This is a genomic window from Acinetobacter sp. YH01011, from assembly GCF_013420785.1.
In the GTDB taxonomy this organism is placed as follows: Bacteria; Pseudomonadota; Gammaproteobacteria; order Pseudomonadales; family Moraxellaceae; genus Acinetobacter; species Acinetobacter towneri.
Window position 1 is genome coordinate 111,511 of record NZ_VOYG01000009.1, and the last position, 24,711, is coordinate 136,221.

22 protein-coding genes are annotated in these 24,711 nt (G+C 42.8%); 8 read left to right on the plus strand and 14 right to left on the minus strand.

The window, feature by feature from the left end; translation table 11 throughout:
* Positions 1-35: 35 nt before the first annotated feature.
* Positions 36-2,081, plus strand: a complete 2,046-nt coding sequence (gene recG / locus FTT78_RS07985) for an ATP-dependent DNA helicase RecG (RefSeq protein WP_180044029.1) — start codon at positions 36-38, stop codon at positions 2,079-2,081.
* An 18-nt stretch (positions 2,082-2,099) separates the two neighbouring features.
* Entirely contained in the window at positions 2,100-2,735 is a 636-nt protein-coding gene (locus FTT78_RS07990; protein ID WP_154320297.1) for a ComF family protein, read from the plus strand.
* Positions 2,736-2,809: 74 nt separating this feature from the next.
* On the opposite strand, the gene FTT78_RS07995 is transcribed toward FTT78_RS07990, so the two are convergent.
* Together FTT78_RS07995 and FTT78_RS08000 are read right to left on the minus strand one after the other, a co-directional pair.
* Complete coding sequence (locus FTT78_RS07995; RefSeq protein WP_004974664.1) at positions 2,810-3,220, minus strand: NUDIX domain-containing protein; 411 nt, start codon at positions 3,218-3,220, stop codon at positions 2,810-2,812.
* Position 3,221: 1 nt separating this feature from the next.
* Positions 3,222-3,824: a TIGR00730 family Rossman fold protein gene (locus tag FTT78_RS08000; protein WP_026438479.1), complete on the minus strand. Its 603-nt coding sequence runs from the start codon at positions 3,822-3,824 to the stop codon at positions 3,222-3,224.
* A gap of 154 nt (positions 3,825-3,978) precedes the next feature.
* Here FTT78_RS08000 and FTT78_RS08005 point away from each other — a divergent pair, with 154 nt between their 5' ends.
* The gene (locus FTT78_RS08005) at positions 3,979-4,992 is read left to right on the plus strand and encodes a CorA family divalent cation transporter (RefSeq protein ID WP_096901036.1); all 1,014 of its coding nucleotides are present in this window, start codon (positions 3,979-3,981) and stop codon (positions 4,990-4,992) included.
* Positions 4,993-5,204: 212 nt separating this feature from the next.
* On the opposite strand, the gene FTT78_RS08010 is transcribed toward FTT78_RS08005, so the two are convergent.
* The 8 genes from FTT78_RS08010 to dxs form a co-directional block, all read right to left on the minus strand.
* On the minus strand, positions 5,205-5,492 hold the full coding sequence (locus tag FTT78_RS08010; RefSeq protein WP_179995920.1) for an STAS domain-containing protein: 288 nt from the start codon (positions 5,490-5,492) through the stop codon (positions 5,205-5,207).
* A 12-nt stretch (positions 5,493-5,504) separates the two neighbouring features.
* Complete coding sequence (locus tag FTT78_RS08015; protein ID WP_004974651.1) at positions 5,505-6,140, minus strand: phospholipid-binding protein MlaC; 636 nt, start codon at positions 6,138-6,140, stop codon at positions 5,505-5,507.
* A gap of 15 nt (positions 6,141-6,155) precedes the next feature.
* On the minus strand, positions 6,156-6,833 hold the full coding sequence (locus FTT78_RS08020; protein ID WP_004974648.1) for an outer membrane lipid asymmetry maintenance protein MlaD: 678 nt from the start codon (positions 6,831-6,833) through the stop codon (positions 6,156-6,158).
* A complete protein-coding gene (gene mlaE, locus FTT78_RS08025; protein WP_180044031.1) occupies positions 6,833-7,612 on the minus strand; it encodes a lipid asymmetry maintenance ABC transporter permease subunit MlaE in 780 nt (259 codons plus the stop codon). Before mlaE ends, FTT78_RS08020 begins: the two co-directional genes overlap by 1 nt.
* Positions 7,609-8,427, minus strand: a complete 819-nt coding sequence (locus tag FTT78_RS08030) for an ABC transporter ATP-binding protein (protein WP_004974642.1) — start codon at positions 8,425-8,427, stop codon at positions 7,609-7,611. Before FTT78_RS08030 ends, mlaE begins: the two co-directional genes overlap by 4 nt.
* A gap of 389 nt (positions 8,428-8,816) precedes the next feature.
* Positions 8,817-10,667 (minus strand): DEAD/DEAH box helicase, encoded by a 1,851-nt coding sequence (locus tag FTT78_RS08035; RefSeq protein ID WP_070153378.1) that lies wholly within the window; start codon positions 10,665-10,667, stop codon positions 8,817-8,819.
* 484 nt (positions 10,668-11,151) lie between these two features.
* The gene (locus FTT78_RS08040) at positions 11,152-11,982 is read right to left on the minus strand and encodes an inositol monophosphatase family protein (protein WP_019836885.1); all 831 of its coding nucleotides are present in this window, start codon (positions 11,980-11,982) and stop codon (positions 11,152-11,154) included.
* Between the two features lie 104 nt (positions 11,983-12,086).
* Positions 12,087-13,997: a 1-deoxy-D-xylulose-5-phosphate synthase gene (dxs, locus tag FTT78_RS08045; RefSeq protein ID WP_180044033.1), complete on the minus strand. Its 1,911-nt coding sequence runs from the start codon at positions 13,995-13,997 to the stop codon at positions 12,087-12,089.
* Between the two features lie 308 nt (positions 13,998-14,305).
* On the opposite strand from dxs, the gene ribA reads away from it, so the two are divergent.
* Complete coding sequence (gene ribA, locus FTT78_RS08050; RefSeq protein WP_004974633.1) at positions 14,306-14,908, plus strand: GTP cyclohydrolase II; 603 nt, start codon at positions 14,306-14,308, stop codon at positions 14,906-14,908.
* Positions 14,909-14,952: 44 nt separating this feature from the next.
* Here the strand turns inward: ribA and hemN are convergent, their stop codons facing one another.
* Positions 14,953-16,326 carry an oxygen-independent coproporphyrinogen III oxidase gene (gene hemN, locus FTT78_RS08055; RefSeq protein WP_179989900.1) on the minus strand — a complete coding sequence of 458 codons (1,374 nt, stop codon included), beginning with the start codon at positions 16,324-16,326 and terminating at the stop codon, positions 14,953-14,955.
* Between the two features lie 231 nt (positions 16,327-16,557).
* Here hemN and hemF point away from each other — a divergent pair, with 231 nt between their 5' ends.
* From hemF to aroE, 3 genes are all read left to right on the plus strand, one after another.
* Positions 16,558-17,502, plus strand: coding sequence for an oxygen-dependent coproporphyrinogen oxidase (gene hemF, locus FTT78_RS08060; RefSeq protein ID WP_131260599.1), 945 nt, complete (start codon positions 16,558-16,560; stop codon positions 17,500-17,502).
* Between the two features lie 317 nt (positions 17,503-17,819).
* Positions 17,820-18,026 carry a hypothetical protein gene (locus tag FTT78_RS08065; RefSeq protein ID WP_004974627.1) on the plus strand — a complete coding sequence of 69 codons (207 nt, stop codon included), beginning with the start codon at positions 17,820-17,822 and terminating at the stop codon, positions 18,024-18,026.
* A gap of 96 nt (positions 18,027-18,122) precedes the next feature.
* On the plus strand, positions 18,123-18,911 hold the full coding sequence (aroE, locus tag FTT78_RS08070) for a shikimate dehydrogenase (RefSeq protein ID WP_167846346.1): 789 nt from the start codon (positions 18,123-18,125) through the stop codon (positions 18,909-18,911).
* Positions 18,912-19,013: 102 nt separating this feature from the next.
* Here aroE and FTT78_RS08075 read toward each other — a convergent pair whose 3' ends face one another.
* Positions 19,014-21,404 (minus strand): hypothetical protein, encoded by a 2,391-nt coding sequence (locus FTT78_RS08075; RefSeq protein WP_180044035.1) that lies wholly within the window; start codon positions 21,402-21,404, stop codon positions 19,014-19,016.
* Between the two features lie 225 nt (positions 21,405-21,629).
* Between FTT78_RS08075 and FTT78_RS08080 the strand changes: the two genes are divergently transcribed.
* Complete coding sequence (locus FTT78_RS08080) at positions 21,630-23,453, plus strand: acyl-CoA dehydrogenase C-terminal domain-containing protein (protein WP_154320290.1); 1,824 nt, start codon at positions 21,630-21,632, stop codon at positions 23,451-23,453.
* 194 nt (positions 23,454-23,647) lie between these two features.
* Here FTT78_RS08080 and FTT78_RS08085 read toward each other — a convergent pair whose 3' ends face one another.
* Positions 23,648-24,166 carry a DinB family protein gene (locus FTT78_RS08085; RefSeq protein ID WP_180044037.1) on the minus strand — a complete coding sequence of 173 codons (519 nt, stop codon included), beginning with the start codon at positions 24,164-24,166 and terminating at the stop codon, positions 23,648-23,650.
* A gap of 81 nt (positions 24,167-24,247) precedes the next feature.
* Positions 24,248-24,607 carry an HpaII family restriction endonuclease gene (locus tag FTT78_RS08090; RefSeq protein WP_257234766.1) on the minus strand — a complete coding sequence of 120 codons (360 nt, stop codon included), beginning with the start codon at positions 24,605-24,607 and terminating at the stop codon, positions 24,248-24,250.
* Positions 24,608-24,711 lie beyond the last annotated feature (104 nt).

The following is a 24,711-nucleotide window of genomic DNA, read 5'->3' on the forward strand; positions in this document are numbered from 1 at the left end:
CAGCACCTAATCATAGCATTTGAAGTTGAGGGGACATGGCTGCAGTCCATCAGTTGCAAGGGGTAGGCTCTGCCTCTGCTGCATTACTCGAAAAACTAAATATTTTCACCACAGATGACTTGCTGTTTCATCTACCGCGTGACTATGAAGATCGTAGCACGATCATTCCCATGAACCAATTAAACGTGGGGCGCAGCTATTTACTCGAAGGTGTGGTTAAAGGGGTCGATTTTCCACCGGGTAAACGCAAGTCGATGGCGGTCAATTTAGAAGATGAATTTGGAAAAATCACCTTACGTTTTTATCATATTTATAAAGGTATTACAGATCGTGCCAAACTCGGCAATCGTTTAAGAGTATTTGGCGAAGTACGGGTTGGGGCGCGTGGTCTGGAAATGTATCACCCCGAATTACAACTGATTACTGAACATACCCCACTGCCTAAAACCCAACTGACTGCCATTTACCCAAGCACCGATGGGCTGACCCAAGCCAAATTACGTGAATACGTCAAACAGGCCTTGACACAGCATAGTGATGATTTGCCTGAACTCCTGCCTGAAAAAATGACCAATGGCTATGCACTCAAACAGGCGTTGGATTATATTCATCATCCACCTTTAAATGCCAATATGCTGCAATTGGCACAAGGCTCTCACCCTGCACAGCAACGCCTGATTTTTGAAGAATTGGTGGCGCATCAAGTCAGTTTACTGACCCGACGGGCTTATATTCAGCAAATTGCCTCACCTGCCTTTTCCCCAAGTCAAAAACTAGCGCCTGCGTTACTCGGCAACATGCCATTTCAAATGACAGGCGCACAGCAACGGGTTTCGCAAGAAGTCATGCAGGATTTGCAGCGTAATAAACCCATGCTGCGCTTGGTACAAGGTGATGTAGGTGCAGGTAAAACGCTGGTCGCTGCAGTCGCAGCGTGTCATGCGCTAGAAGAAGGTTGGCAAGTCGCGCTGATGGCACCCACTGAAATTTTGGCAGAACAACATTATCTGAACTTTCAAAAATGGTTTGAACCATTGGGCTTAACAGTGGCATGGTTGTCTGGCAAACAAAAAGGCAAAGCACGCGCAGCGGCTGAACTGAGCATTCAAGATGGTAGCGCCAATTTGGTGGTTGGGACACATGCGTTATTTCAGGACAATGTGCAATTTGCCAAATTAGGTTTGGTGATTATTGATGAACAACACCGTTTTGGGGTCGATCAACGTCTGGCTTTGCGCAATAAAGGTGCCAATCACACTACACCGCATCAATTGGTGATGACTGCAACGCCTATTCCGCGAACTTTAGCCATGTCCGCCTATGGCGATTTGGACACTTCGGTGATTGATGAACTACCGCCAGGACGTACACCTATTCAAACGGTGACTATTCCGCTAGATCGGCGTGAAGAAGTCTTACAACGCATTGCCAGCAATTGTGCCGAAGGCAAACAAGCCTATTGGGTCTGTACCTTGGTGGAACAGTCGGAAACCTTAGATGCGCAAGCTGCCGAGGCGACTTTTGCTGAAATTAAAGAACGCTTTCCTGAACTGAATATTGGGCTGGTACACGGCAAAATGAAAGCCGATGAAAAACAAGCCGTCATGCAGCAATTTAAAGACAATCAATTACAGTTGCTGATTGCCACCACAGTAATTGAGGTCGGGGTCGATGTACCGAATGCTTCAATTATGGTGATCGAAAATGCCGAGCGTTTAGGACTTTCACAGCTACATCAGCTACGTGGACGAGTCGGACGGGGTGCCAAAGCCAGTTTTTGTGCCCTGTTGTATAAAAATCCACTTTCGCAAAATGGACAAGAACGCTTGCGGATTATGCGGGAAACCAACGATGGTTTTGTGATTGCAGAAAAAGATTTAGAACTGCGCGGCCCAGGTGAACTCTTGGGAACCAAACAAACGGGAGATATGGGCTTTCGGGTGGCTAAATTAGAACGGGATGATCATTTGTTGGCACAGGCGCATCATGTGGCACAGCAAATTTTAAACGATTATCCTACACATGCCGAAGCTTTGCTAAAACGCTGGCTGCCTGAGGCACCACGTTATGCCTATGTTTAAACGGATTGCAGTCCTAAGATGACTCAGCCGATCAATCTACTACAATGCGGCATACAATGGCTGTGCCAACTGCAACCGTGTCAGCTCTGCCATAGCGACACGCAATGGCAACATTCGGTCTGTCAAACCTGTTGGCAACAATTGCCGTGGCGTAGCCAAGCGGTACAACGACAAGAAATGCAGATTCAAGTCACTTTTGATTATCACTATCCAATTAATCGCATCATTCAACAATTTAAATATGAACAGCAGTTACATTACCAACTGCTTTTAGTAGGCGCGCTAAAACAACTGTCTTATCCTAAAATCCAAGCCATTGTACCGATGCCAATTTCCACTGCCCGCTTGACTGAACGCGGCTACAATCAATCTTTATTGTTAGCAAAAGGACTAGCGCGGCATTTAAATGTCCCGATTTGGCAACCTGTGACCCGCTTACAACAGCACGCGCAAAAAGGCTTAAGTCGCTTAGAACGATTGGAAGACATCCAACAGCAATTTCAAATTCAGAATGCGCCTAAAATCCGTTTTCGTCGGGTTTTAATTGTGGATGATGTGGTCACGACGGGCAGTTCAATTCATGCACTCAAACAGCAGTTGCTCAAGCTCGGCTGTCAAAAAGTCGAGGCGGTTTGTCTGGCCAGTGCTGAATAAAAAAACTATTCGGTTGAATATGCTCAACGCATTAAAAAGTTGAACTTAAAATATAGAAGAATGATCAACTGCTCTTAATTTTGTTGTAAATATTGTTTTAACCACGGCATCACCACTTCACGGGTCAGCGGTGCCAACAAAGTATCTTGATCATCCAAATCTACCCACTTCATTTCGGCAATTTCAGCAGCAATTTTTGGTGCCTGATCTAGCTGCACCCAATACACATAACTGACCAAACGACAGTCAGGTTCATTGGCTGTTGCTGTTTCATAGCGTCCAATAAATTGTTGAATTTGCGCCTGACAGCCAATTTCTTCGGCAATTTCTCGCAACATGGTCGTTTCAGGCGCTTCATTGGGTTCTAATTTGCCACCGACCTGCATAAAACACGCGGTATGCTGTTTACGCACCACCAATAACTGCTGTTTGACATTTAAAATAATTGCAGCTGCAACGGTAATGATGTTGTTGATCTCAGCCATTTTATTTCGCCAGTTCCTGCTGCACCCACTCTAGCTCAGGCACTTCCCATTTCATTTCAGGAACACGGTATTGTTCAAATTGCTGCAAAATATTGTCAATACAATTCGATACAATCAATGCCTCACAAAAACGTGGCTGAGTAAAACCTTTTTCAGAGGTCTGTCTTAAAAACTTCAGCAAATCATCATAAAAGCCAGCTACATTAAAAAAGGCACAGGGTTTTGAGTGAATTCCTAATTGTGCCCACGTCCATTGCTCAAAAATTTCTTCTAAAGTTCCAGAACCACCCGGCAAAGCAATAAAGCCCTCGGCTAATTCTGACATTTTTATTTTGCGGGCATGCATGTTTTCTACGATGTGTAATTCGGTCAAATGCGGATGCGCCAATTCATGCTCTGCCAAACTTTCAGGCATGACACCAATTGCACGCCCACCTGCGGCCAAAGTACTATCTGCCACCACACCCATTAAGCCTGAGCGTCCACCGCCATAAATTAAAGTTTTGCCTTGTGCAGCCAATGTTTCACCCACTTTTCGTGCATTTTCAACAAAAACTGAATCTTTTCCTGGGGCAGAACCACAGAAAATAGCAATTGACGACATCATTTTTTCACCATGTTATCTGGCTGTCATGCCATAAAATTAAACTTCAGGGAGATTTTTAAATAAAATAGCATTCTGAGCAGTGTATTTAGTAAGATCCTTGTCTAAAATACACCCATCCACAAAACCCATACTGCGCAAGGAGAAAAGACGAATGCTTGAAGCCTTTTATGCCACAGAGCGCGGTAGTCTGGAAGATGCCACCATTAACGGTGGTTTTGATTTGCATCCAGATCTGGTCTGGATTGACCTGATTGCCCCTTCACAAGAAGAACAGCAATGGGTACTAGACGCATACTCACAAAATTTACCAACCTTAAAATCTTTGGAAGATATTTCATCTTCAGCGCGATTCTACCGTGATGATGACGGTATTTTACACATTAGTACCTATTTTTTAACTAAAAATAAAAACTATCAAGTCGATGGTGAAACTGAAGACAATTCCAGTATTTTAGCCACAGTGCAAACCGTTGCCTTTATCTTACATAAAGAACACCTGTTTACCCTACGCGGTGAAAAATTAGTGGCATTTCGGGCATTTCGGGCACGGGCACGACGTAACGACTACGAAATTGATTATAAAGACCCGACTTGGGTGCTTTTAGGCTTGCTTGAAGCCAAACTGGACGAACTTGCGGATATCTTAGAAGATATCCACAAGGACTTGGAAAAGTATTCCACAGAAGTTCTGAATAACCGTCATCGTGAGCAAATTTTAGACCTCGATGACATGATTACCCGACTGGCACAATTAGAAGACATGCTTGGAAAAGCGCAATTGTGTTTGATTGATTTACGTCGTGTCCTGACCTTTTTGGCACGTCCGCGTGCGTTGGGTAGTCATATTTACGATGCCGACATTCGAGAACTCAGTGAAGATGTACGCTCACTGGTCGAACACGATGCCTTCTTATTCCAAAAAGTGCGCTTCTTGCTCGATACCACTTCAGGCTTCATTAACACCGAACAGAACGACACGATTCGTCGATTCTCGATTTTGCCGAGTATGTTAGCGCCACCGATGCTAGTTGCCAGTGTTTATGGCATGAACACCGACGTGTTACCTTTTGCCAAAGGCACCACCAGTTTTATAGTGGTCAGTATTATTTTAATTGGCTTCTTTATTGGCCCATTAATTTACTTTAGATGGAAAAAATGGATTTGATGCCTTTTATTCCCTCTCTTTTTAGGTTTAGGAGAGGTTTGCAATCTTTTCTCTCCTTTTAGAAGCGGGTTAGAAAGGTTTGCAATCTTTCTTCTCCTTTTAGCAGCGGGTTAGAGAGCTTTGCAAGCCTACCTCACTTGAATAAAGCGGGAAACTAAACGCAATAAAAAAGCACCTTACAAGAAGGTGCTTTTTTGATGGTTTTTTCAGTTTTAGACGATTAGCTGCAAATCATCTTGCAAATGACAGGCTTGAATGATCTTCATCATTTTTTCAGGAACCGCTTTAAACTGTAAGCCCTTGGCTTCAGGCGTCTGACGCAACCATTGCACCAAAACGGCCAAAGCTAAAGTACTCCCGTGTTCTAGCTGCGCCAAATTGACCACCAAAGGCAACTGCTGCTGACGAATCAACTGCAGACCTTTTTGGTAATATTGCTTTGCATTACTGAAATCTATTTTTCCAGAAACACATAATTCCTGATTTGATAATTCAATCACGCCACACCTAACCTATTTTTTCTTTTCAACAGCAGCTTCTGCATCTGGCTTAAAGGTTGCAATGGCTTTATCAATATTGCCGCCATTACGCTTCACGTTCGCTGCAAACTGGTTACGGAATTGCAAACCTAAATCAATACCCGACACGTTAATGTTACGGATTTTCCATTGGCTGCCTTTGTCTGCCAACTGGAATGACACAGGAATTTTTTCACCATTATGCAAGAAGTCAATGGTCACCACTGGGTTCTTGCTGTTGGTCGCCTTATAAGGACGCATGGTGTAGCTTTGGTTGCTAAATTTCGCAAACGCTGTGCCATAATTCTCAATTAAGGTTTCACGGAAGTTTTTCTCAAACTGCGCGCGCTGTGCTGCTGAACTGTATTGGTTCGTCGCATAAGTACCCATCACAATACGGGTAAATGCTTGCGCATCTACATACGGATCAAGGTTTTGACGCACAATCGTTTTAACCAATGCTGGATTGTTCTGCAATTTAGCATGATCTGCTTTTAAACGTGCAATCAAGCTATCGGCAACTTTTTTCACAAAAGCTGGTGGCGCTTCTGCAGGTGCAGCAAATGCAGTTCCTGCCAACATGGTTGAAAGTACACTTACCGCCAGAGTTTGCTTTAAAAGTGTTTTCACGGACAATCTCCTTCATTACTCAACAAATGACACTTCTGCATCTGTTGTTTCAGCTGTCGCTGTATCTTTATCTGCGTCTGACGCTGCGTTGGATGTTTTCGCTGCACCGCCAGTAATAAACTTACTGATTAAATCTTCTAAATCCATGGTGCCTTGTGTGTTGGCAATACTTTCGCCACGCTTCACAAAGTTCAAACCACCACCTGGAACCACTTTGAGATATTTCTCACCCAATAGACCATTGGTTGCTACCATTATGTAAGCATCTTCATCAATACTGGTGATGGATTTCATGTTACCCAACAGTTGTTGTTCCATTTCTTTTTGTTGCTGAGGGCTTGCCTCTTGGTATTCTGCACTGTAACGCAATTCTTCAAGCGCATAATTTTGCACTGTTTTTAGTTGTTCAGGATTAAAACTGGTCAACCTGCCATCCAGTTCAAATTCAACTGTAGCCAAACGCGATACAGGGTCTAAAGTAATATCATTAACACGACCAATGGTGACACCGCTCATGGTGACTTTAGCACGTGGTTTTAAACCATTCACGTTGTCAAAAGTTGCTGTCATATTGTAACTGTCGCGCAAATTGGTACCCACCAATCCACTGACTTTCATGGCCAAGAAAAATAATGCAATGCCTGTCAAAATGACAAATACACCTACGGCCAGCTCACTTGTACGTGATTTCATTAAACACCTCCGAACATGACCGCAGTCAACACAAAATCAAAACCTAAAACACATAATGAAGAATACACCACGGTTCGTGTGGTCGACGTCGCAATGCCTTCCGATGTTGGAACACAGGCATAGCCTTGATATACTGCAATCCAAGTACAAATTAATGCAAAAACAAAACTTTTAATAATTGTGCCGTTAAAAATATCTTTATAGAACTGCACGCTGCTTTGCATACCGCTCCAGAAAGAACCTTCATCGACACCTAGAAAATCGACCCCAACCATTTTGCCGCCCATAATGCCAACCGCAGCAAAAATAATGGAGAGCATTGGCAGGCTGACAATTCCTGCCCATAAACGTGGTGACACAATACGCTTGAGTGGGTCTACCCCAATCATTTCCATACTGGCCAATTGTTCTGTGGCTTTCATCAAACCAATTTCTGCAGTTAAGGCAGAGCCTGCACGTCCTGCAAATAACAGTGCAGCCACTACAGGTGCCAGTTCACGCAATAAAGTCAAAGACACCATGGTGCCTAACATGGCTTCTGAACCAATATTGACCAAAATAGAGTAGCCTTGTAAGCCCAATACCAAACCAATAAATAAACCCGACATCGCAATAATCAATAATGACATCACGCCAACACGGTACATTTGGTATAGGAACAGCTTCACCCCAAGCAGAGTTGGCATGGAAAATAGAATTTGCAACAACATTTGGGTGGCGACACCAATGCCACGAACACGCTCAATGACGCGTTGACCTAATGCGGCAATAGCATTCATGAACGCACCTCATCACTTAAATAAGCCCGATGGCTAAATTGATAATCGACTGGCCCTTCGGCAGCGCCTGTTAAGAACTGACGCACAAATGCCGATTCATGCTGTTTTAATTCTGCAGGTGTACCTTCGCCCTGAATCACGCCTTCCGCGATAATATAAATGTAGTCGGCAATTGATAAAGTTTCACCAACATCATGCGAGACGATAATAGTGGTTAAATCCAACGCTTCACGCAACGAGCGGATTAAACGAGTCAACACACCTTTTACAATCGGGTCTTGCCCTGCAAATGGTTCATCATACATGATCAATTCAGGGTCTAACGCAATCGCACGCGCCAATGCCACGCGACGGTTCATCCCGCCTGAGAGTTCTGCAGGCATGAGCTGTTCTGTGCCACGCAAACCGACTGCTTCAAGTTTTAAAGCCACCAGTTCTGCAATTAAATGTTCAGGCAACTGGGTATGTGCACGCAATGGAAACGCGACGTTTTCATATACGCTCATATCGGTAAATAACGCACCGCTTTGGAATAACATGCCCATACGTGCGCGCGCAGCAAACAACTCCTGACGCGACATTTGCGCAAGATTTTTTCCATCCAGAAAAATATCACCATGATCGGGAGTCAACTGACCACCAATCAAACGTAATAACGTGGTTTTACCAGTACCTGAAGGTCCCATAATGGCAGTAATTTGACCACGGCGAATCTTTAAACTGACATTTTCGAAAATGACACGTTTCCCTCGTTTAAAGCTCAGTTCATTGACTTCAATCAATGACGGCTCATGTTGAGGCATTGGATTATTCATAGCTGAGGGTCTTCCTGCATTTTTTCAGCACGCATACTATAAAGGATTGAAGCGCAAAATGTTATCTAGCAAATTTTTAAAAACTGTGCACGTATTGTTCAAGCAGTCTTATTATTGTTATTTAAATCACTTTTAGGACAGCAACAATTTAAAAGTAAGAAGAAATAATATAATACATTAAATTGCATAAGATGAGTGCTAAACCAATATACGGCATCATTCCCTCTCTCGTCTGCATGAGCAATCGTAAGCTATTGATGTTCATAATTAGCAAATAGAGTTAAAAACGTGACTTATTGTACATTTTATTTATCTAAAACAAAAATATTTAACATAAAAAAACCAGTGCTGAGCACTGGTTTTTCTTTATACAAATTGCTATCGCGATCTTAGTCGTTAAATTTACGACGTGGGCGATCAAAACCACCTTCACGGCGTGGACGATCTGAATTGAACTCGCGACGTGGACGATCTTCACCACCAAAAGAACGCTTAGGACGATCATCAAACGAACGTGGTTGACGGTCACCAAAACCACCTTCACGACGTGCAGGACGATCACCAAAATCACGTTTTGGACGATCACCGAAGCTACCTTCACGACGTGGTTTGTAATCTACGCGGTTGCCACGGTTGTCATCATTCGCATCAAAACGCGGCTTATCGTTGAAGCCACCTTCGCGACGCGGACGATCTGAATTAAATTCACGACGTGGACGATCATCAAATGAACGCTGTGGACGATCACCAAAACCACCTTCGCGGCGTGGACGATCTGAATTAAATTCACGACGTGGACGGTCTTCAAATGAACGCTGTGGACGATCACCGAAACCACCTTCACGACGTGGACGGTCTGAGTTGAACTCGCGACGCGGACGATCTTCACCAAATGCAGGACGTTCACCACGTGGTTTGTCATCAAAGCTGCGACGTGGACGATCATCACCACCTTCACGACGTTTAAAGTTGCTTTCGCCTTCAAAACGACGACCGCCACCAAAACCGCCACGACCACCGCGACCGCCATCACGACGACCACGACCACCGTCACGACCAGAACGTGCTGGAGGTGGAGATGGCTCTAAGCCTTCAATTTCAGAAACGCTTAAACGTGCATCTAAGAAATCTTCCAACGCACGGATTTTGCCGCGCTCACGGTAAGTTGCCAAAGTAATCGCGTTACCAGTACGACCCGCACGACCTGTACGACCAATACGGTGTACATAGTCTTCATTTTTCATTGGTAAACCGAAGTTAATCACGTGAGAAATAGTTGGTACGTCTAAACCACGTGCTGCAACGTCTGTTGCAACCAAGATTTTTGCACGGCCTTCGCGAATGCTGCGTAAACGACGGTTACGAACGGTTTGTGGCATTGCACCGTGTAGTGCAACAACCGAGTGACCCGCTTCAGCCAATTCTTCAGCCAACATATCGGTATCTTCTTGAGTAGATGCGAATACAACCGCTTGATCTACACCTTCATCAGATAACCAGTGTGACAATAATTTTTTCTTGTGCTCGAAACCATCAGTCCAGTGTAAAGTCTGGGTGATGTCCATGTTCGTTGAGTGACCTGTTTCAATCGCAATACGTACAGGCTCATTCATCATGCGTTCTGCAAGTGTGATAATACGGCTGGCAAAAGTTGCAGAGAACATCAAGGTTTGCTTACGGTTAGCAGCTAAATCGCTAATCGCTTCTAGGTCTTCAGAGAAGCCTAAATCGAGCATACGGTCAGCTTCGTCTACAATTAAGGCATCAACTTTATCAAGTTTGATTTGACGACGGTTCACCAAGTCAAGTAAACGACCTGGAGTCGCTACAACCACTTGCGCACCTTTTAATTGTTGGATTTGCTTACCAAAAGGCATACCACCCATGATTGCTGCAATACGTACACCTTTCATGTGACGTACAAATGCAATCGCGTCTTGGCTAACTTGTTGAGCCAATTCACGTGTTGGGCAAAGCACTAAAATTGACGGCTGAGTAATTGCTTTCATACGCTCTTTAAATGGTACGAAAGTATCTTGATTAGCAAGCGCGTTTAAAGTTGGGAGTAAAAATGCAGCAGTTTTACCAGAACCTGTTTGGCTAGATACCAATAAGTCTTTACCTTCAAGTGCCGCTGGGATCGATTGTTCTTGAACAGGAGTCGGCGTAGTAAAGTTCAAGCCTTCTAAAGCTTGTTGTAAAGATTCATGTAAAGAAAAATCAGCAAAAGTTTTGCTCATAGAGATTTTCACCCTGAAAATGGGTGCTCCATTAAATAAAGTCAGATGGACATCGGCAAAAAGCGGTACAGCAATTATCGCTGACAATTTAAGATTCAGCGGCGATCCGAGTAACGACGATGTGATATAACGCACGCATGATTACGGCTTAACCTGAAGGAATCGCTTTAGCGATTGGGGCGCGAGATATCGTCCTCTCTTTGGACCGCACGCGCATACACAATGATTAGAAGAGAAATGTTCAGGTAATGAACAGAAATTAAGTGCGTGCGCGAATTATAGCAGGATTATTTTAAAAGTCACCTTATTTAATCGACTTTTGCTGTTTTTTGTGTAAACAGTGATAGATTCTACTTTTATGGCTAGTATATGGACGATAACAACAGATTTAAAACCAGCAGTTTTAGACCGTTAGGTAAAAGAAAAGCCCTCAGGATGAGAGCTTTGCTAAGTGTCTTATTTAAGTATAAATATGATCAGCTGATTATTTCGCTGCTTCTCCCCAAGCAGGCACAACCGCTTTCATAAGTGGTTTTAACATTTTCATTGAACATGCCAAAACTTGCCCATTTTCCATAGAGTCGCTGCCACCACGTGCATCGACCACAGTACCGCCCGCTTCTTTCACAATTAACTCACCCGCAGCAATATCCCACGGTTTTAAGCCAAGTTCAAAATAACCATCTAAACGACCTGCAGCCACATAAGCCAAGTCTAATGCAGCAGAACCTGCACGGCGGTATTGAGCGCCTGCTTCTGTCACATTCAATAAACTTTCAAAATGGTTTTTGGCATAAGAAACAATTTCGCCATCGCGCTTAGCACGATAAGCATGACCCACTGCCAAGAAGGTGTTGTCTAAACTGTCTTTTACATTTACACGAATACGACGTTGATTCATCATCGCACCACGGCCACGGCTCGCAGAGAATAATTCATCTTTTACAGGGTCGTAAATAACACCGTGCTGTGTCACACCTTTGTGTTGCACTGCAATCGAAATACAGAAATGAGGGAAACCGTGAACAAAGTTTAGCGTGCCATCTAAAGGATCAATCACCCAACACCAGTCGGCATCGTGACCTTTGCCTTCCTGCATGCCAAATTCTTCGCCCAGGAAGCTGTGATTTTTATAACTTTTGCGTAATGTATCAATGGTCAATTGCTCGAGGTAACGATCTACGCGCGTTACAGGACCATCAATGCCTTTTTCTTCGACTTGTAGATCGAGTTTATGACGATTCTGATGCGCTTTTAAAAGCTCTTGACCAACTGTTTGAGCCGCACGCGCAGCCATCACCACCATAGGTTCCATTGAACACCCACTACAAATTTGAAGAGTTTGATAAAGAATAATGCATGAAAGCCCCAATATTTTAGCAAATATTGAGGCTTTTGGGGAAGAAGTGTTGCTAAAAATTAATTCAATATAGATTGATGCAGTTTTTGCCAAGCATTTTGCATTGATTTTTCAATGCCTTGTGCATCTAAACCTGCCTGTTGCAGCATTTGACCATGTGTCGCTTGTTGCATAAAGCTATCTTCTAAACCTAAATGAATAATCGGTTTGACAATCTGGGCCTTCGCCAAGTATTCACTCACGGCACTGCCTGCACCACCCATAATCGCATGCTCTTCTACAGTGACGAATAATACAGTGCTGTCTGCAATCTCAGCTAACAGTTTTTCATCCAATGGCTTCACAAAACGCATATTCACCACACGTACTGCGACATCGTGCTGCTGAGCAAACGCTTCAGCCGCTTCAACTGCCGCTTGCACACGGCTACCAAAAGCCAGCACTGAAATATAGTCATCATATTGTGGATTGAACTGCGCCACAATTTCAGCTTGTCCTAATGGAATTGCAGTCATCTGCTGCTGAATTTCGACACCCAAACCATGCCCGCGTGGATAACGCACTGCTGCAGGGCCGTTATATAAATAAGCCGTGTGCAGCATTTGACGACATTCATTTTCGTCTTTTGGTGCCATAATGACGATATTCGGTACGGTACGCATATAGGCATAGTCGTAAGCACCTGCATGGGTCGGGCCATCTTCACCCACCAAACCTGCACGGTCGATACCAAAAGTAACATCCAGATTTTGCAAAGCGACATCATGAATCAGTTGGTCATAACCACGCTGCAAGAAGGTAGAGTAAATCGCCACCACAGGCTTCAAACCTTCACAGGCCATACCCGCAGCCAAAGTCACCGCATGCTGTTCGGCAATCGCGACGTCAAAATAGCGTTCAGGAAATTGTTTGGCAAATTGCACCATGCCCGAACCTTCGCACATGGCTGGCGTAATTGCCAATAAACGCGAATCTTGTTCTGCCTGATCACATAACCACTGCCCAAATACATCAGAATATTTAGGTGCGGTGACAAGCGCAGCTTTGGCATGAATTTTACCAATGGCGTGATATTTAATTTGATCGGCTTCGGCAGGCGCAAAACCTTTGCCTTTTTTGGTGTAAACGTGAATTAAACGTGGACCTTTACGTTTTTTCAGTGCATTGAACACATGTGTGAGTTGTTCAACATCATGTCCATCGAAAGGGCCGAAATAATCAAACCCAATCGCTTTAAATAAGTTGTCAGCAGCTTCAGTAGCAGCACAGTGCAAACGCGAGTTATACGTCCACTTTGGATGTGGCTGCACGTAAGCTTCACCTGTTTCACTGACATAAACCGATTCACCACGCTCCCAAATGGCAGCAAGATGTTTGGCAAAGCCGCCTGTGCTACATGAAATTGACATATCGTTGTCATTCAGCACCACCATCATATCGGCTTGGTGGGCCACTGCATCATTCATGGCTTCAAAAGCCATACCTGCCGTCATGGCACCATCGCCAATAATGGCAACAACTTCACACGGGTTTTGTTGATAACGTCGTGCCAACGCCATCCCCAATCCTGCAGAAATTGCTGTTGAGGAGTGACCAACGCCAAAGGTATCAAAAATAGATTCTTCACGCGCAGGGAATGCAGCCAAACCATCTTTGGCGCGAATGGTGGTGAGTTGCTCGCGGCGTCCTGTTAGGGCTTTATGCGGATAAGCCTGATGACCGACATCCCAAATTAAGCGATCGTGTGGGGTATTAAAGCAATAATGCAGCGCAACGGTCAGTTCGATCACGCCTAAGTTTGCGCCAAAGTGTCCTCCACTTTGACCTGCGGCATACAAAATGAATTGACGTAACTCATCTGCCACCTGTGGAAGCTGGCTTTGCGCGAGTAAACGTAATTGCTGCGGATGGTCAATCTCATCGAGCAATGGTGTTACAGGGCGTTGAGTTGGAATTTCTGTATACAGCATATGTGGCAAAGCCTTCTAAAGCCTGGCAAATCCTAAGCGAGGTCAATGGGAATTACTCGATCATATAACCGAATGGTATTACCTTCAATCAGCCACATTTCTAGCGATGTAGTTTTGAGCAGTGATTTCAGTTGGGCACACGTTGGGTGGGTAGATTATCCTGAATAATCTAACTATTTATCAACCATTATCGTGCGCTTTATACAAAAAAGAAAATCTTCTGTATAAATTCGTGTTCGCTATTCTACTAATGTCTGAGCATTACGCTATACTTTAAACAATTTATCGACTATTTCACGAGTTAAACAGTGCCGATTAAGTTTGTCGCAACCTCACGATTACCGACCGCATTTGGTGAATTCAACATTACGGTATTTCAAGATCCTGAAACTGGCGAAGAACACGTGGCATTATCCAAAGGTTTGGACACTGCGCCAACCCAGCCCGTTCTGGTACGGATTCACTCAGAATGTTTAACTGGCGATGCTTTCGCGTCTTTAAAATGCGACTGTGGCCCACAGCTTCAAGCCACTCAACGTCTGATTAATGACGCAGGACAAGGTGTGATTTTATATTTACGCCAAGAAGGTCGCGGGATTGGCTTGACCAATAAAATTCGTGCTTATGCCCTGCAAGATCAAGGACATGACACGGTGGATGCCAATTTAATGCTGAATTTACCTGCCGATGCACGTCGCTATGATATGTGCAGCATTATGCTAGATCATTTGCAGGTTAAAGCTGTGCGCTTAATCACCAACAACCCTTTGAAAATTCAAGCATTACAGGAACAAGGGATTACGGTGGTAGACCGTGTGCCTTTAACTGTGGGTCTAAATCCATTCAATGAAGAATATTTGCAAACCAAACACGAACGCATGGCGCACATGTATGATAAAGGTGACTTCTGAGTCACCTTTTAATTTTTGAATTAAATAATTTCTACTCAACTTACTTAAATCGTCATCGAAAAAATACGATTATTCGGCATACGGCGTTTTAAACGCAAATCAAAGGCCATACAAATATTGCGCACAAAAGGTTTACCTTTTTCCAAAATCTGAATGTGCTGATCTTGAATGAGCAGTAATTCATCTTCCTGCATTTCCTGTAACTGTTGCAGCACTTGCTCAATTTCAGGAAATGCCAATTCTGGACTGGCCCACGACGTTTCAAAGCTGCACATTAAATTTAAAATATGCTGACGTATTACCAAATCTTCCCGATCCAGCACATGCCCTTTAAACACAGGAATTTCATTGCAGGCTAAACGGGCATAATAATCTTCAATGCTTTTTTCATTTTGCGCAAAGCTATACCAACTGTCGCTAATAGATGAAACACCCAAGCCAATCATAAGCTGCGTTTTAGATGCGGTATAGCCCATAAAATTACGGTGCAAGGTACCATTTTTAAACGACTGATACATACCATCACGTTCTAAGGCAAAGTGATCCATCCCAATTTCATGATAACCATAGGCCAAAAGACGCTGTTTGCCTTCTTCATAGCACTGACGTTTTAATTCATCTTTAGGCACATCTTCATCTTTAAAGCCACGCTGCCCATTGCCTTTAATCCATGGCACATGCGCATAACTGTAAAACGCCAAACGGTCTGGCATTAAACGCTGGGTCTGCTCAATGGTATTCAGTACATCTTCCAGATTTTGAAAGGGCAAACCAAAAACCAGATCATGTGAAATAGAATCATAGCCAATTTCACGCGCCCACTCGGTCACACGTTGCACATGTTCAAAAGGCTGAATCCGATGAATGGCGCGCTGCACTTTTTCATTATAATCCTGCACGCCATAACTAACCCGACGAAAACCCAAGTCATATAAAGCCTGTAAATGTTCACGGGTGGTGTTATTGGGATGTCCTTCAAAACTAAATTCGTGCTGTTCTGCCACTTTGGCTTTTGCTAAAATGCCTTGAATAAGCTGCGTCAAATGTTCGACAGAAAAGAAAGTTGGTGTGCCACCGCCCAAATGAATTTCTTTAATGATGGGAGTGCTTTCGAGCAACTGACAATATAAGTCCCATTCTTTTAATAACGCCTGAATGTACGGTTGCTCGACTTCATGGCGTTTGGTGACGCGTTTATGACAGCCACAAAAAGTGCATAGGCTTTCGCAAAATGGCAAATGAATATACAGACTAATGCCTTCGCTGGCATTAGATTCATCAAACGAACGCTTCAGCGTTTGCTGCCACGCCTCGGCAGAAAAGGTAGCATCATCCCAATAAGGTACGGTTGGATAACTGGTATAACGTGGTCCAGGCACATTGTATTTTTGAATTAAAGAATTTGCCTGCTGTGTCATCCACTCTGCCCCATTCAGTTAATTGCTGCTGACTAAAATTTAGATTGTAAAAACTATTGTGCTGAGCTTAGGCATGGAAATCAACCTAGTCTTTTGCTCGGAATACATGCTGAAATACAAAGCACCTTGCGCAATTGCCTGAGCGATTTGCAGCAAACTGGATAAACCCCTTAATTTTTAGACAGTTTTATGTTTTGATGTAAGCCATTTTATTTTTATCCTGAGGTGGCCATGTCGCATCCTACTCACGCGGATATTCAACGTGTACGTGAATTTCTTCTCGATTTGCAGGCGCGAATTTGTGCGGCTTTAGAACAACAAGAACAGGCAGGTGGCGGAAGCGCACAGTTTGAAATTGATGACTGGCAACGTCCTGAAGGTGGCGGTGGTCGTTCCCGTGTCTTACAAAACGGTACAGTCATTGAAAAAGGCGGGGTGATGTTTTCGCATATCAATATTTCCAAACTGCCTGCTTCTGCAACTGAGCGTCATCCCAATATTGCAGGCGCACCTGCGCAAGCGATGGGTGTATCATTGGTAATTCACCCGAAAAACCCGCATGTACCCACCTCGCACGCCAATGTGCGTTTATTTGTCGCTGAACCTGAAGGACAACCGCCAATTTGGTGGTTTGGTGGTGGTTTTGACCTGACACCATTTTATCCAAATGATGAAGATGTGTTGGCATGGCACCAAACAGCACATGACTTATGTGCGCCTTTTGGCGATCAAGTCTATGCAGAACATAAACAATGGTGTGATGACTATTTTTATTTAAAGCACCGTGATGAACAGCGTGGCGTGGGTGGTTTATTTTTTGATGATCTGAATCAATGGGACTTTGACACCTGTTTCAACTATATTCAGGCGGTGGGTAACGGTTATTTGGCTGCAATTCTGCCTATTTTTGAGCGTAATCGTGACAAAGCCTATACCGAAGCACAACGTGAGTTCCAGCTTTACCGTCGTGGACGTTATGTGGAATACAATCTGGTCTATGACCGTGGCACTTTATTTGGCTTGCAGACAGGTGGACGGATTGAGTCCATTTTAGTCAGCTTACCGAACTTGGCGGGATGGTCGTACCGTCCTGAATGGGCAGAAGATTCCGCAGAGAAAAAACTCACTGACTATTATTTAAAACCACGCGATTGGTTAAATCTCAAGACGAGTTAAAGCTCGCGACTGGTGAAACCTTGCTACATCGCAGTGTAAAAAAGATCACATTCAAGGTTCAAAAAAGCGATTCTTCCACGAATCGCTTTTTTACTTACAAACTTTATTGCTTATTTTCAAATCAATAAATATGCACAGCATGAATTAACTGTCATGATAGTGCGGATGGATTTTAATAGATGATGTGACCGCGCACCCTATTCGACCATGCACAAATAGGATTTAACTATCCATACATCAAACCATGAGTCAAAGGCGAATTCATCAAACTGTCAAAGCCTTATGTCACACTGCGCCACATCTGTCAGGAGATCCGCATGTTTAGCCCGCTGTTCAAACACAAAATCTTTTTATTTTGGGCAACCTTTGCCATGTTACTTGGCTCAATTTGCATGACCTTTATTTTTGAAAGTCATCTTTCAGATGGCTTAGCCATTAGTAGCAGCATTTTAGCGGGCATTGCCATGTTCGTGATTGCCACTATTTTGGTATTAGAAACCGTTTTAGAGATTTGTAATCCTTAAGTCCAAAGACTCCCACCGTTTTATACCACCATAGGCTTTAGTCCGCGCTGAATTTGACGTATATTGATGCACATTTCAGCACATGGATTTTGGCAAATGCGCAAACAATTTGCCGTGATTGGCAACCCAATTGAACAATCACGTTCTCCTGAACTGCATCATGCCTTTGCAGAAAAAACAGGCATTGACCTGCAATACAGCAAACGCCTTGCCCCTCTTGATGGTTTTAGAGACAGTGTTGCAGACTTTTTTAATCAGGGCGGTGTAGGCATGAATGTAACCGTGCCTTTTAAAGAGCAAGCATTTGCCCAATGTGGCGTATTAACCGAACGTGCCAAAATTGCCAAAGCAGTCAATACCTTGTGGATGCAAGATGGTGTTTTGCATGGCGACAATACCGATGGTCAGGGTTTGGTTGATGCCATTCGTGCTTTGGGCTGGAATTTAGAGCACAGTGATATTTTGATTATTGGCGCTGGTGGTGCAACCCGCGGGGTAATTTATCCGTTGGTACAAGCAGGCGCAAAAAAAATTGTGATTGCCAACCGCACCCTTGCCCGTGCTGAACAACTGGTTGCTGACCTACAAGCTGCCGTACCGCAAGCAGAATTACAAGCCATGGCACTTACCGATTTAATAGGTCAATTTGATTTAGCCATTAATGCGACGTCTGCCAGCTTAACGGGAGATGCCCTCACCTTGCCTGAGTGTTTGCAGTTTAATTTTGCTTATGAAATGGCTTATGGCAAACCTTCGAGCTTTTTAGAACAAGCCAAAGCGCGTGGCGTACCGACATCGGAAGGTTTTGGCATGCTGGTCGGACAGGCGATTGAATCTTTTTATATTTGGAATGGCGTGAAACCTGAATTAAAAGATTTCCTCTAAATCATCACCAAATAAAAATAGCCCTTGAGCAGCAAAGGGCTATTTTTTTATTTAAACTGGGCAATCTTGTTGAACGCTGATTGCCCATTTTTCACCCACGGTTTATTTTACAAATTTCTGCATATCTTCATACACATCCATATATAACTCATAATCAATCTGTTCAGCCTGATCTTCAGTTAAAGTGCGAATTGAATTTTGGCTCAATTTGCCCTGCTGACGATCAACATACGTCTGCCCCAAAATGTGTGCCGTTTTCTTTAAATTCTCCAAGTCAGGCACATCCCAATCATAAGCTGCTTCATAGGCTTTTAAATATTGCTGAGCAAATATCTGTTGTGGTTGCTTGTATTGCTGTTTCAGCTTACGCCATTCAAGTGCGACTTTATTTTCATCGACTGCATCTTCAGTCAAATTATTGATACGACGACCAATTGCATTATTGAATTGCTCATCTTCTTCTAAATGATGCTTGGCTTGTAAAGCTTCAATCCGTTTTAGCGCGGCACCTTTCGGGTCATAGTAGCGCTCATCACTGAACCAATAGGCATACACTTCTGCCATTTCCTGCAAGGTTTGTGGACTAAGATTTTTTACCCACGTACTTTGCTCTGCTGCCATGTGCACTAAAAATAAAGTCTGATAAGTCTGACTAAAAGATTCTGTTTGTTGATAGGTTTTTTGTGCCAACTGCGCTAATTCTTCATCATAACTTAAGGCGGGTTTTGCAGTGGTCTTATCTTTATTTTCTGCAGTTTCCTGCTCCAAAGTCCGCCCTAAATTTGTCACCCATTTTTCTAAAATTGAGTCTTTGCTGACTTCTTGAATGGATTTGGCTTGACGCAGCGCACTACGGTCAATTTTGCTGGCTTGCCCATAATTCGCAATGCTGACATCGTTATACACATGAATTGTGCCGTAATTTTCGCGTTTAAATTGCAGTGCATAATCAATTTTTGCAGCACGCCCCTGATCATCTAAAGCCACATCAATTTGCATCGGTGTTTTTTTATCTTTAGGTGTAGCATTCATAATCTGTTGAATTTCAGCCTGATGTTTTTGCCACAAAGCTGCGAAAGCAGCGGCATCGACCAATTGTTCCGAACGATATGGTTCAAAAACTTTAGCTAGCTTTTCTTGCGGTGAAGCAAAGTGCTCATCCAATACCGATTGTGCCTGCTCAGCACGATTTGGACTAAATGCTTCTAATTCATAGGCATAAGCACAGTAGGTTAAATCCCCGACTTTGGCTGTTTTTGCTGTTTCGATCAAACGCTGACAGTCTTGTTCGCTTAGCATACTTGCGGTGGTTGCTGAATCTTCAGCCTGCTCAGCCGCTGCCTGAACGGCTTGTTCAGCCGCAAGCGTGGCATCTTCACGAGCATCTGCTGAATAATCTGCTGCGTTATTCGCTGTCGTTTCAGTTGCATAAAACTTCTGACTGACCAAATCACGCAAAGCAAGGGTGGCTTGATAAGCCACAAAAGCCTCTTGGCTCATACCATAATCTTCAGCAGTTTCATTGTGTTTTAAGTAGTCTTCAGCACTTTCTTTGGCTGATGTATCTTGTGTAGTTTCAACTTGCTCAGTAGCATCTTCAGTTGTGGTCGCCTGCCCCAATACGGTCTGTTGCAAATACGGTGCATTGACCTGATCAAACATGGCAAGCTGCAGTAACATATCTTCCAAGCTACTGTTCAAACGTATTTTTTCACTAATTTTTTGCTGACGTTCTTGTGCAGTTAAAGATAATTTTTGAATGTGATTAGAATCTGCCAATACATACGGCACCGCATTCATGGCTTTTAAATATTCGGCAAATTGTGCCACTTTAATCCGCTCAAAATCGGCTTTGTATTTAGAAAAGTCGATATAGGCAAAGTCATTTTGACTATCTTTATTTACCAAATAAGGCAACAAAGAAAAATAATTGGTATAGAACTTATATTCATTAAAATCGACCACCATCGGTACTTTCATTTGCACCAAAAGTGTCGGTTTTTCATAACGTGCTGCCACATTCAAAGCAGCAATTTTTTGCCGATAATGCACCGAGCCATCGTAGCTAAACTGAGTGTCATTCAATACATTCAACACAAAATTAAAAGGACTCGATTTTTCGATTGCCCCTGCAGCATAGGAAGCAGAGTTTTGTTCCTTAGCCATTGCCGTATATAAGTTTTGTTTTTCTTGTGTACTTAAACGGACTTTTTGCTGTTTTAAATACTGATCTAATTGCTTTTTAAGTACAGGATCAAGTGTGGTAGGAGCAATATCCGTTACTTTTGGTATTGCTTCAACTAAATTGCTCTGTACCCGTAATTTGCCCTGAAAGTCATAACTTGGCGTTTCAAAGATGGCATTTAACCCTGTAATTGCCTTTTGTTCTATACTTGCCGTCTGATTGGAATTGGTCTTAATGACATGCTGCGAACAACCTGTAGCAGCTAAACTAAAAAGACATAAAGATAAATATTTTAATTGTATCTTCATTGCTAAACACCTTATATTCATTATAGATTGGTCTGTTCAAACATATAGATTATGATACATTGTAACATAACACTTCATTCGTTTTTGTAAGGTGAATAATTTTCACTATTCGCATTTCTGACATTTTTATTCGCTATTCTTATCAATGTTTTTTGATCATGAGTGTGAATAATCAACATATCGATACAGATAATCCAAAACTATTTCTAAATTAGGATTAAGACTATGCCAGCATATAAAGCCCCATTACACGATATTCGTTTCTTAATGAACGAAGTGCTTGATTACCCGACCCACTACAAAAATCTTTCTAACGGTGAACTTGCGGACGCAGATACAGTCGATATGATTTTGGAAGGTGCAGCAGATTTCTGTGAAAATGTACTTTCTCCTCTTAATCAATCAGGCGATGAAGAAGGCTGTCATTTTGAAAATGGCAATGTGACCACACCGAAAGGCTTTAAAGAAGCCTATGACCAATTTGTGCAAGGTGGCTGGCAAGGTCTGTCTTACCCTGAACAATACGGCGGTCAAAACCTGCCAATGTCGCTAAACCTCATCAAATCTGAAATGATGGGTACAGCAAACTGGTCATTCCAAATGTATCCAGGTTTAAGCGTGGGTTGTATCAACACCATTATGCAATTTGGTACAGACGCGCAAAAAGATACCTATTTACCGCACTTGGTTGCAGGTACTTGGTCAGGCACCATGTGTTTAACTGAACCACAATGCGGTACCGACTTAGGTCAGGTAAAAACTAAAGCAGAACCGCAGGCTGATGGTACTTATGCAATTTCAGGCACCAAAATCTTTATTTCTGCAGGCGAACATGACCTGACTGAAAACATCATTCATATTGTGTTAGCACGCCTCCCAGATGCGCCTGCAGGCACAAAAGGTATTTCATTATTTATCGTACCGAAATTCTTGCCAACCGCAGAAGGTACGGTGGGTGAGCGTAATCCTGTCACTTGTGGCTCTATTGAACACAAAATGGGGATTCGCGCGTCTGCAACTGCAGTCCTGAACTTTGACAATGCCGTGGGTTATTTGATTGGTGAACCACACAAAGGCTTACATGCCATGTTTACCTTTATGAATACTGCGCGTATTGGTACAGCAATTCAGGGGATTTGCCATGCAGAATTGGCATTCCAAGGTGCATTGCCGTATGCCAAAGAACGTATGTCAATGCGTGCGCTTTCAGGTAAAAAAGACCCTGAAAAAGTAGCTGATGCAATCATTCACCATGCCGATGTACGTCGTATGCTCTTAACGCAAAAAGCCGTAGCAGAAGGTGGTCGTGCCATGATTTATCATGCTGCACAATTGGCAGATAAAATGAACGACGCTTTAATGCGTGGTGATACTGCTGCTTTTGAAGCGCATGATGACCATTTAGGTTTCTATACGCCAATCTTAAAAGGTTTCTTAACTGAAATGGGTTATGAAGCTGCCAACCACGGCATGCAAGTGTACGGCGGTCACGGCTATATTAAAGAATGGGGCATGGAGCAAATTGTACGTGATTCACGTATTTCTACCTTATATGAAGGTACAACTGGCGTTCAGGCGCTCGACTTGATTGGTCGCAAAGTGTTGTTAAGCTCTAAGGGCAAAGTGATTCGTGACTACACCGCTGAAATTTTGAAATTCTGTGGTCAGCATGCACGTAACAAATACATGCGTCGTTTTGCATGGGACTTAACCAAGCTATGTGCTCAATGGAACGCATTAACCGTGCGCATTATGTTGGCAGCACGTAAAGACCGTGACATCGTATCCAGTGCTTCAGTAGACTTCTTGATGTTCTCTGGTTATGTCATGATGGCTTATTTCTGGGCGCAACAAGCGGCTGTGGCTTCGACCAAATTGGCTGAAGGCAATGGTCAGGAAACACCTGAGTTCTATAAAGCCAAAATCAAAGTTGCAGATTTCTACTTTGAGCGTTTATTGCCACGTACCCAAGGTCATGCAGAAGCAATGGTCAATCCATCTAAAACCATGACTGCATTAGCACCAGAACATTTTAGTTTTGACTACTAAAATATTCTAAGCAGATGTAAATCAAAAGAGCGCGTAATGCGCTCTTTTGGTGTTTACTTCAGAAAGTCAGTACTCGAATCTACACATCAATTAAAATTACTTTTAATGTGCTGTTGGAAAACCATGAAATACCCACTGAATCAGATATAAAATCAGAAAAATTAAAATCACTAGACATAAAATTTCTAGTCGTTTCATTCAATTCGCTTCTTAGCCTTGTCTTCTAGCAACATATAAATTAAATCAAGCTCAAGACAGACATATCCCATTGCGGTTAAAGCCGCGGTAATTTGCCCACGATGATGAGTTGCATGATTGAACACATGCATTAGGGTTGCAGCATAGGGTAAGTGCATCTCCACGCCAGTTGATGTTTTATAGTGCAGCTCTTGATGAAAAACTTTCTCATCCACCTGATTTAAAAAATAAATCCAGTTTTCAGCCTTCTTTTCAAGTTGCTCAACAAGCTGTGTTCTGTTGGTTTCCACAATACTATCTAATGGCAAAATTGGTGAGTTGTGCAAAGCAAAACGTGGAAACCACAAATGATGCTCACCGACCAACAAGTGATTCAGAGTGCCAAAAATACTTTTAAAATATAAGCCCTGATCCAAGAAAAAATCATCATCTGAAACCAATAGCAAAGTCTGATTTAGTTTTTGAGTTGCCCAAAGATTATAGCGGGCAAGTAACTCAAACGTTTTTAAATCCATTTAAAATTATCCTATTTGAGTTTTATTATGAAAATTGAATCAAAAGTTCAAACTATATTAAGATAAAAGATATATTTTTAATCATTTAAAGCGAATTTGTAGATTTAAAGACAGATACAATTTATTGTCCTTTAGAAATAATTGACCAAAATCATGCTTGGTTTTACTTGCCATCTCAAACTTTGTATTATTGTATAAATACTCTTCAAATTCATGGCGATGATACAGATGATAGCAAATGATCTCGCCATCTTCTTTAATTACTAAATATCCACCTGTAGAATCAATTTCGTTACCTGTCCAAACTGTACCAGGCATCATTCCAATTGCTATTTCACACAATAATTTTTTAATTTTAAACTGATAAAAAGGATGCTGATGTTCAAAAGAATATTTCATTGGATTTTCATAAGAAATTTCTCTGTACACGACAAATTTCACAGAACCCTTATCCTATCAGGATTCTGCTTTCTTAAAATTGCCAAAATTTCCTTAAACTCTTCTTTTTTCCCAAAACCAATTAAACGCTGAATCGCCATTTGAAC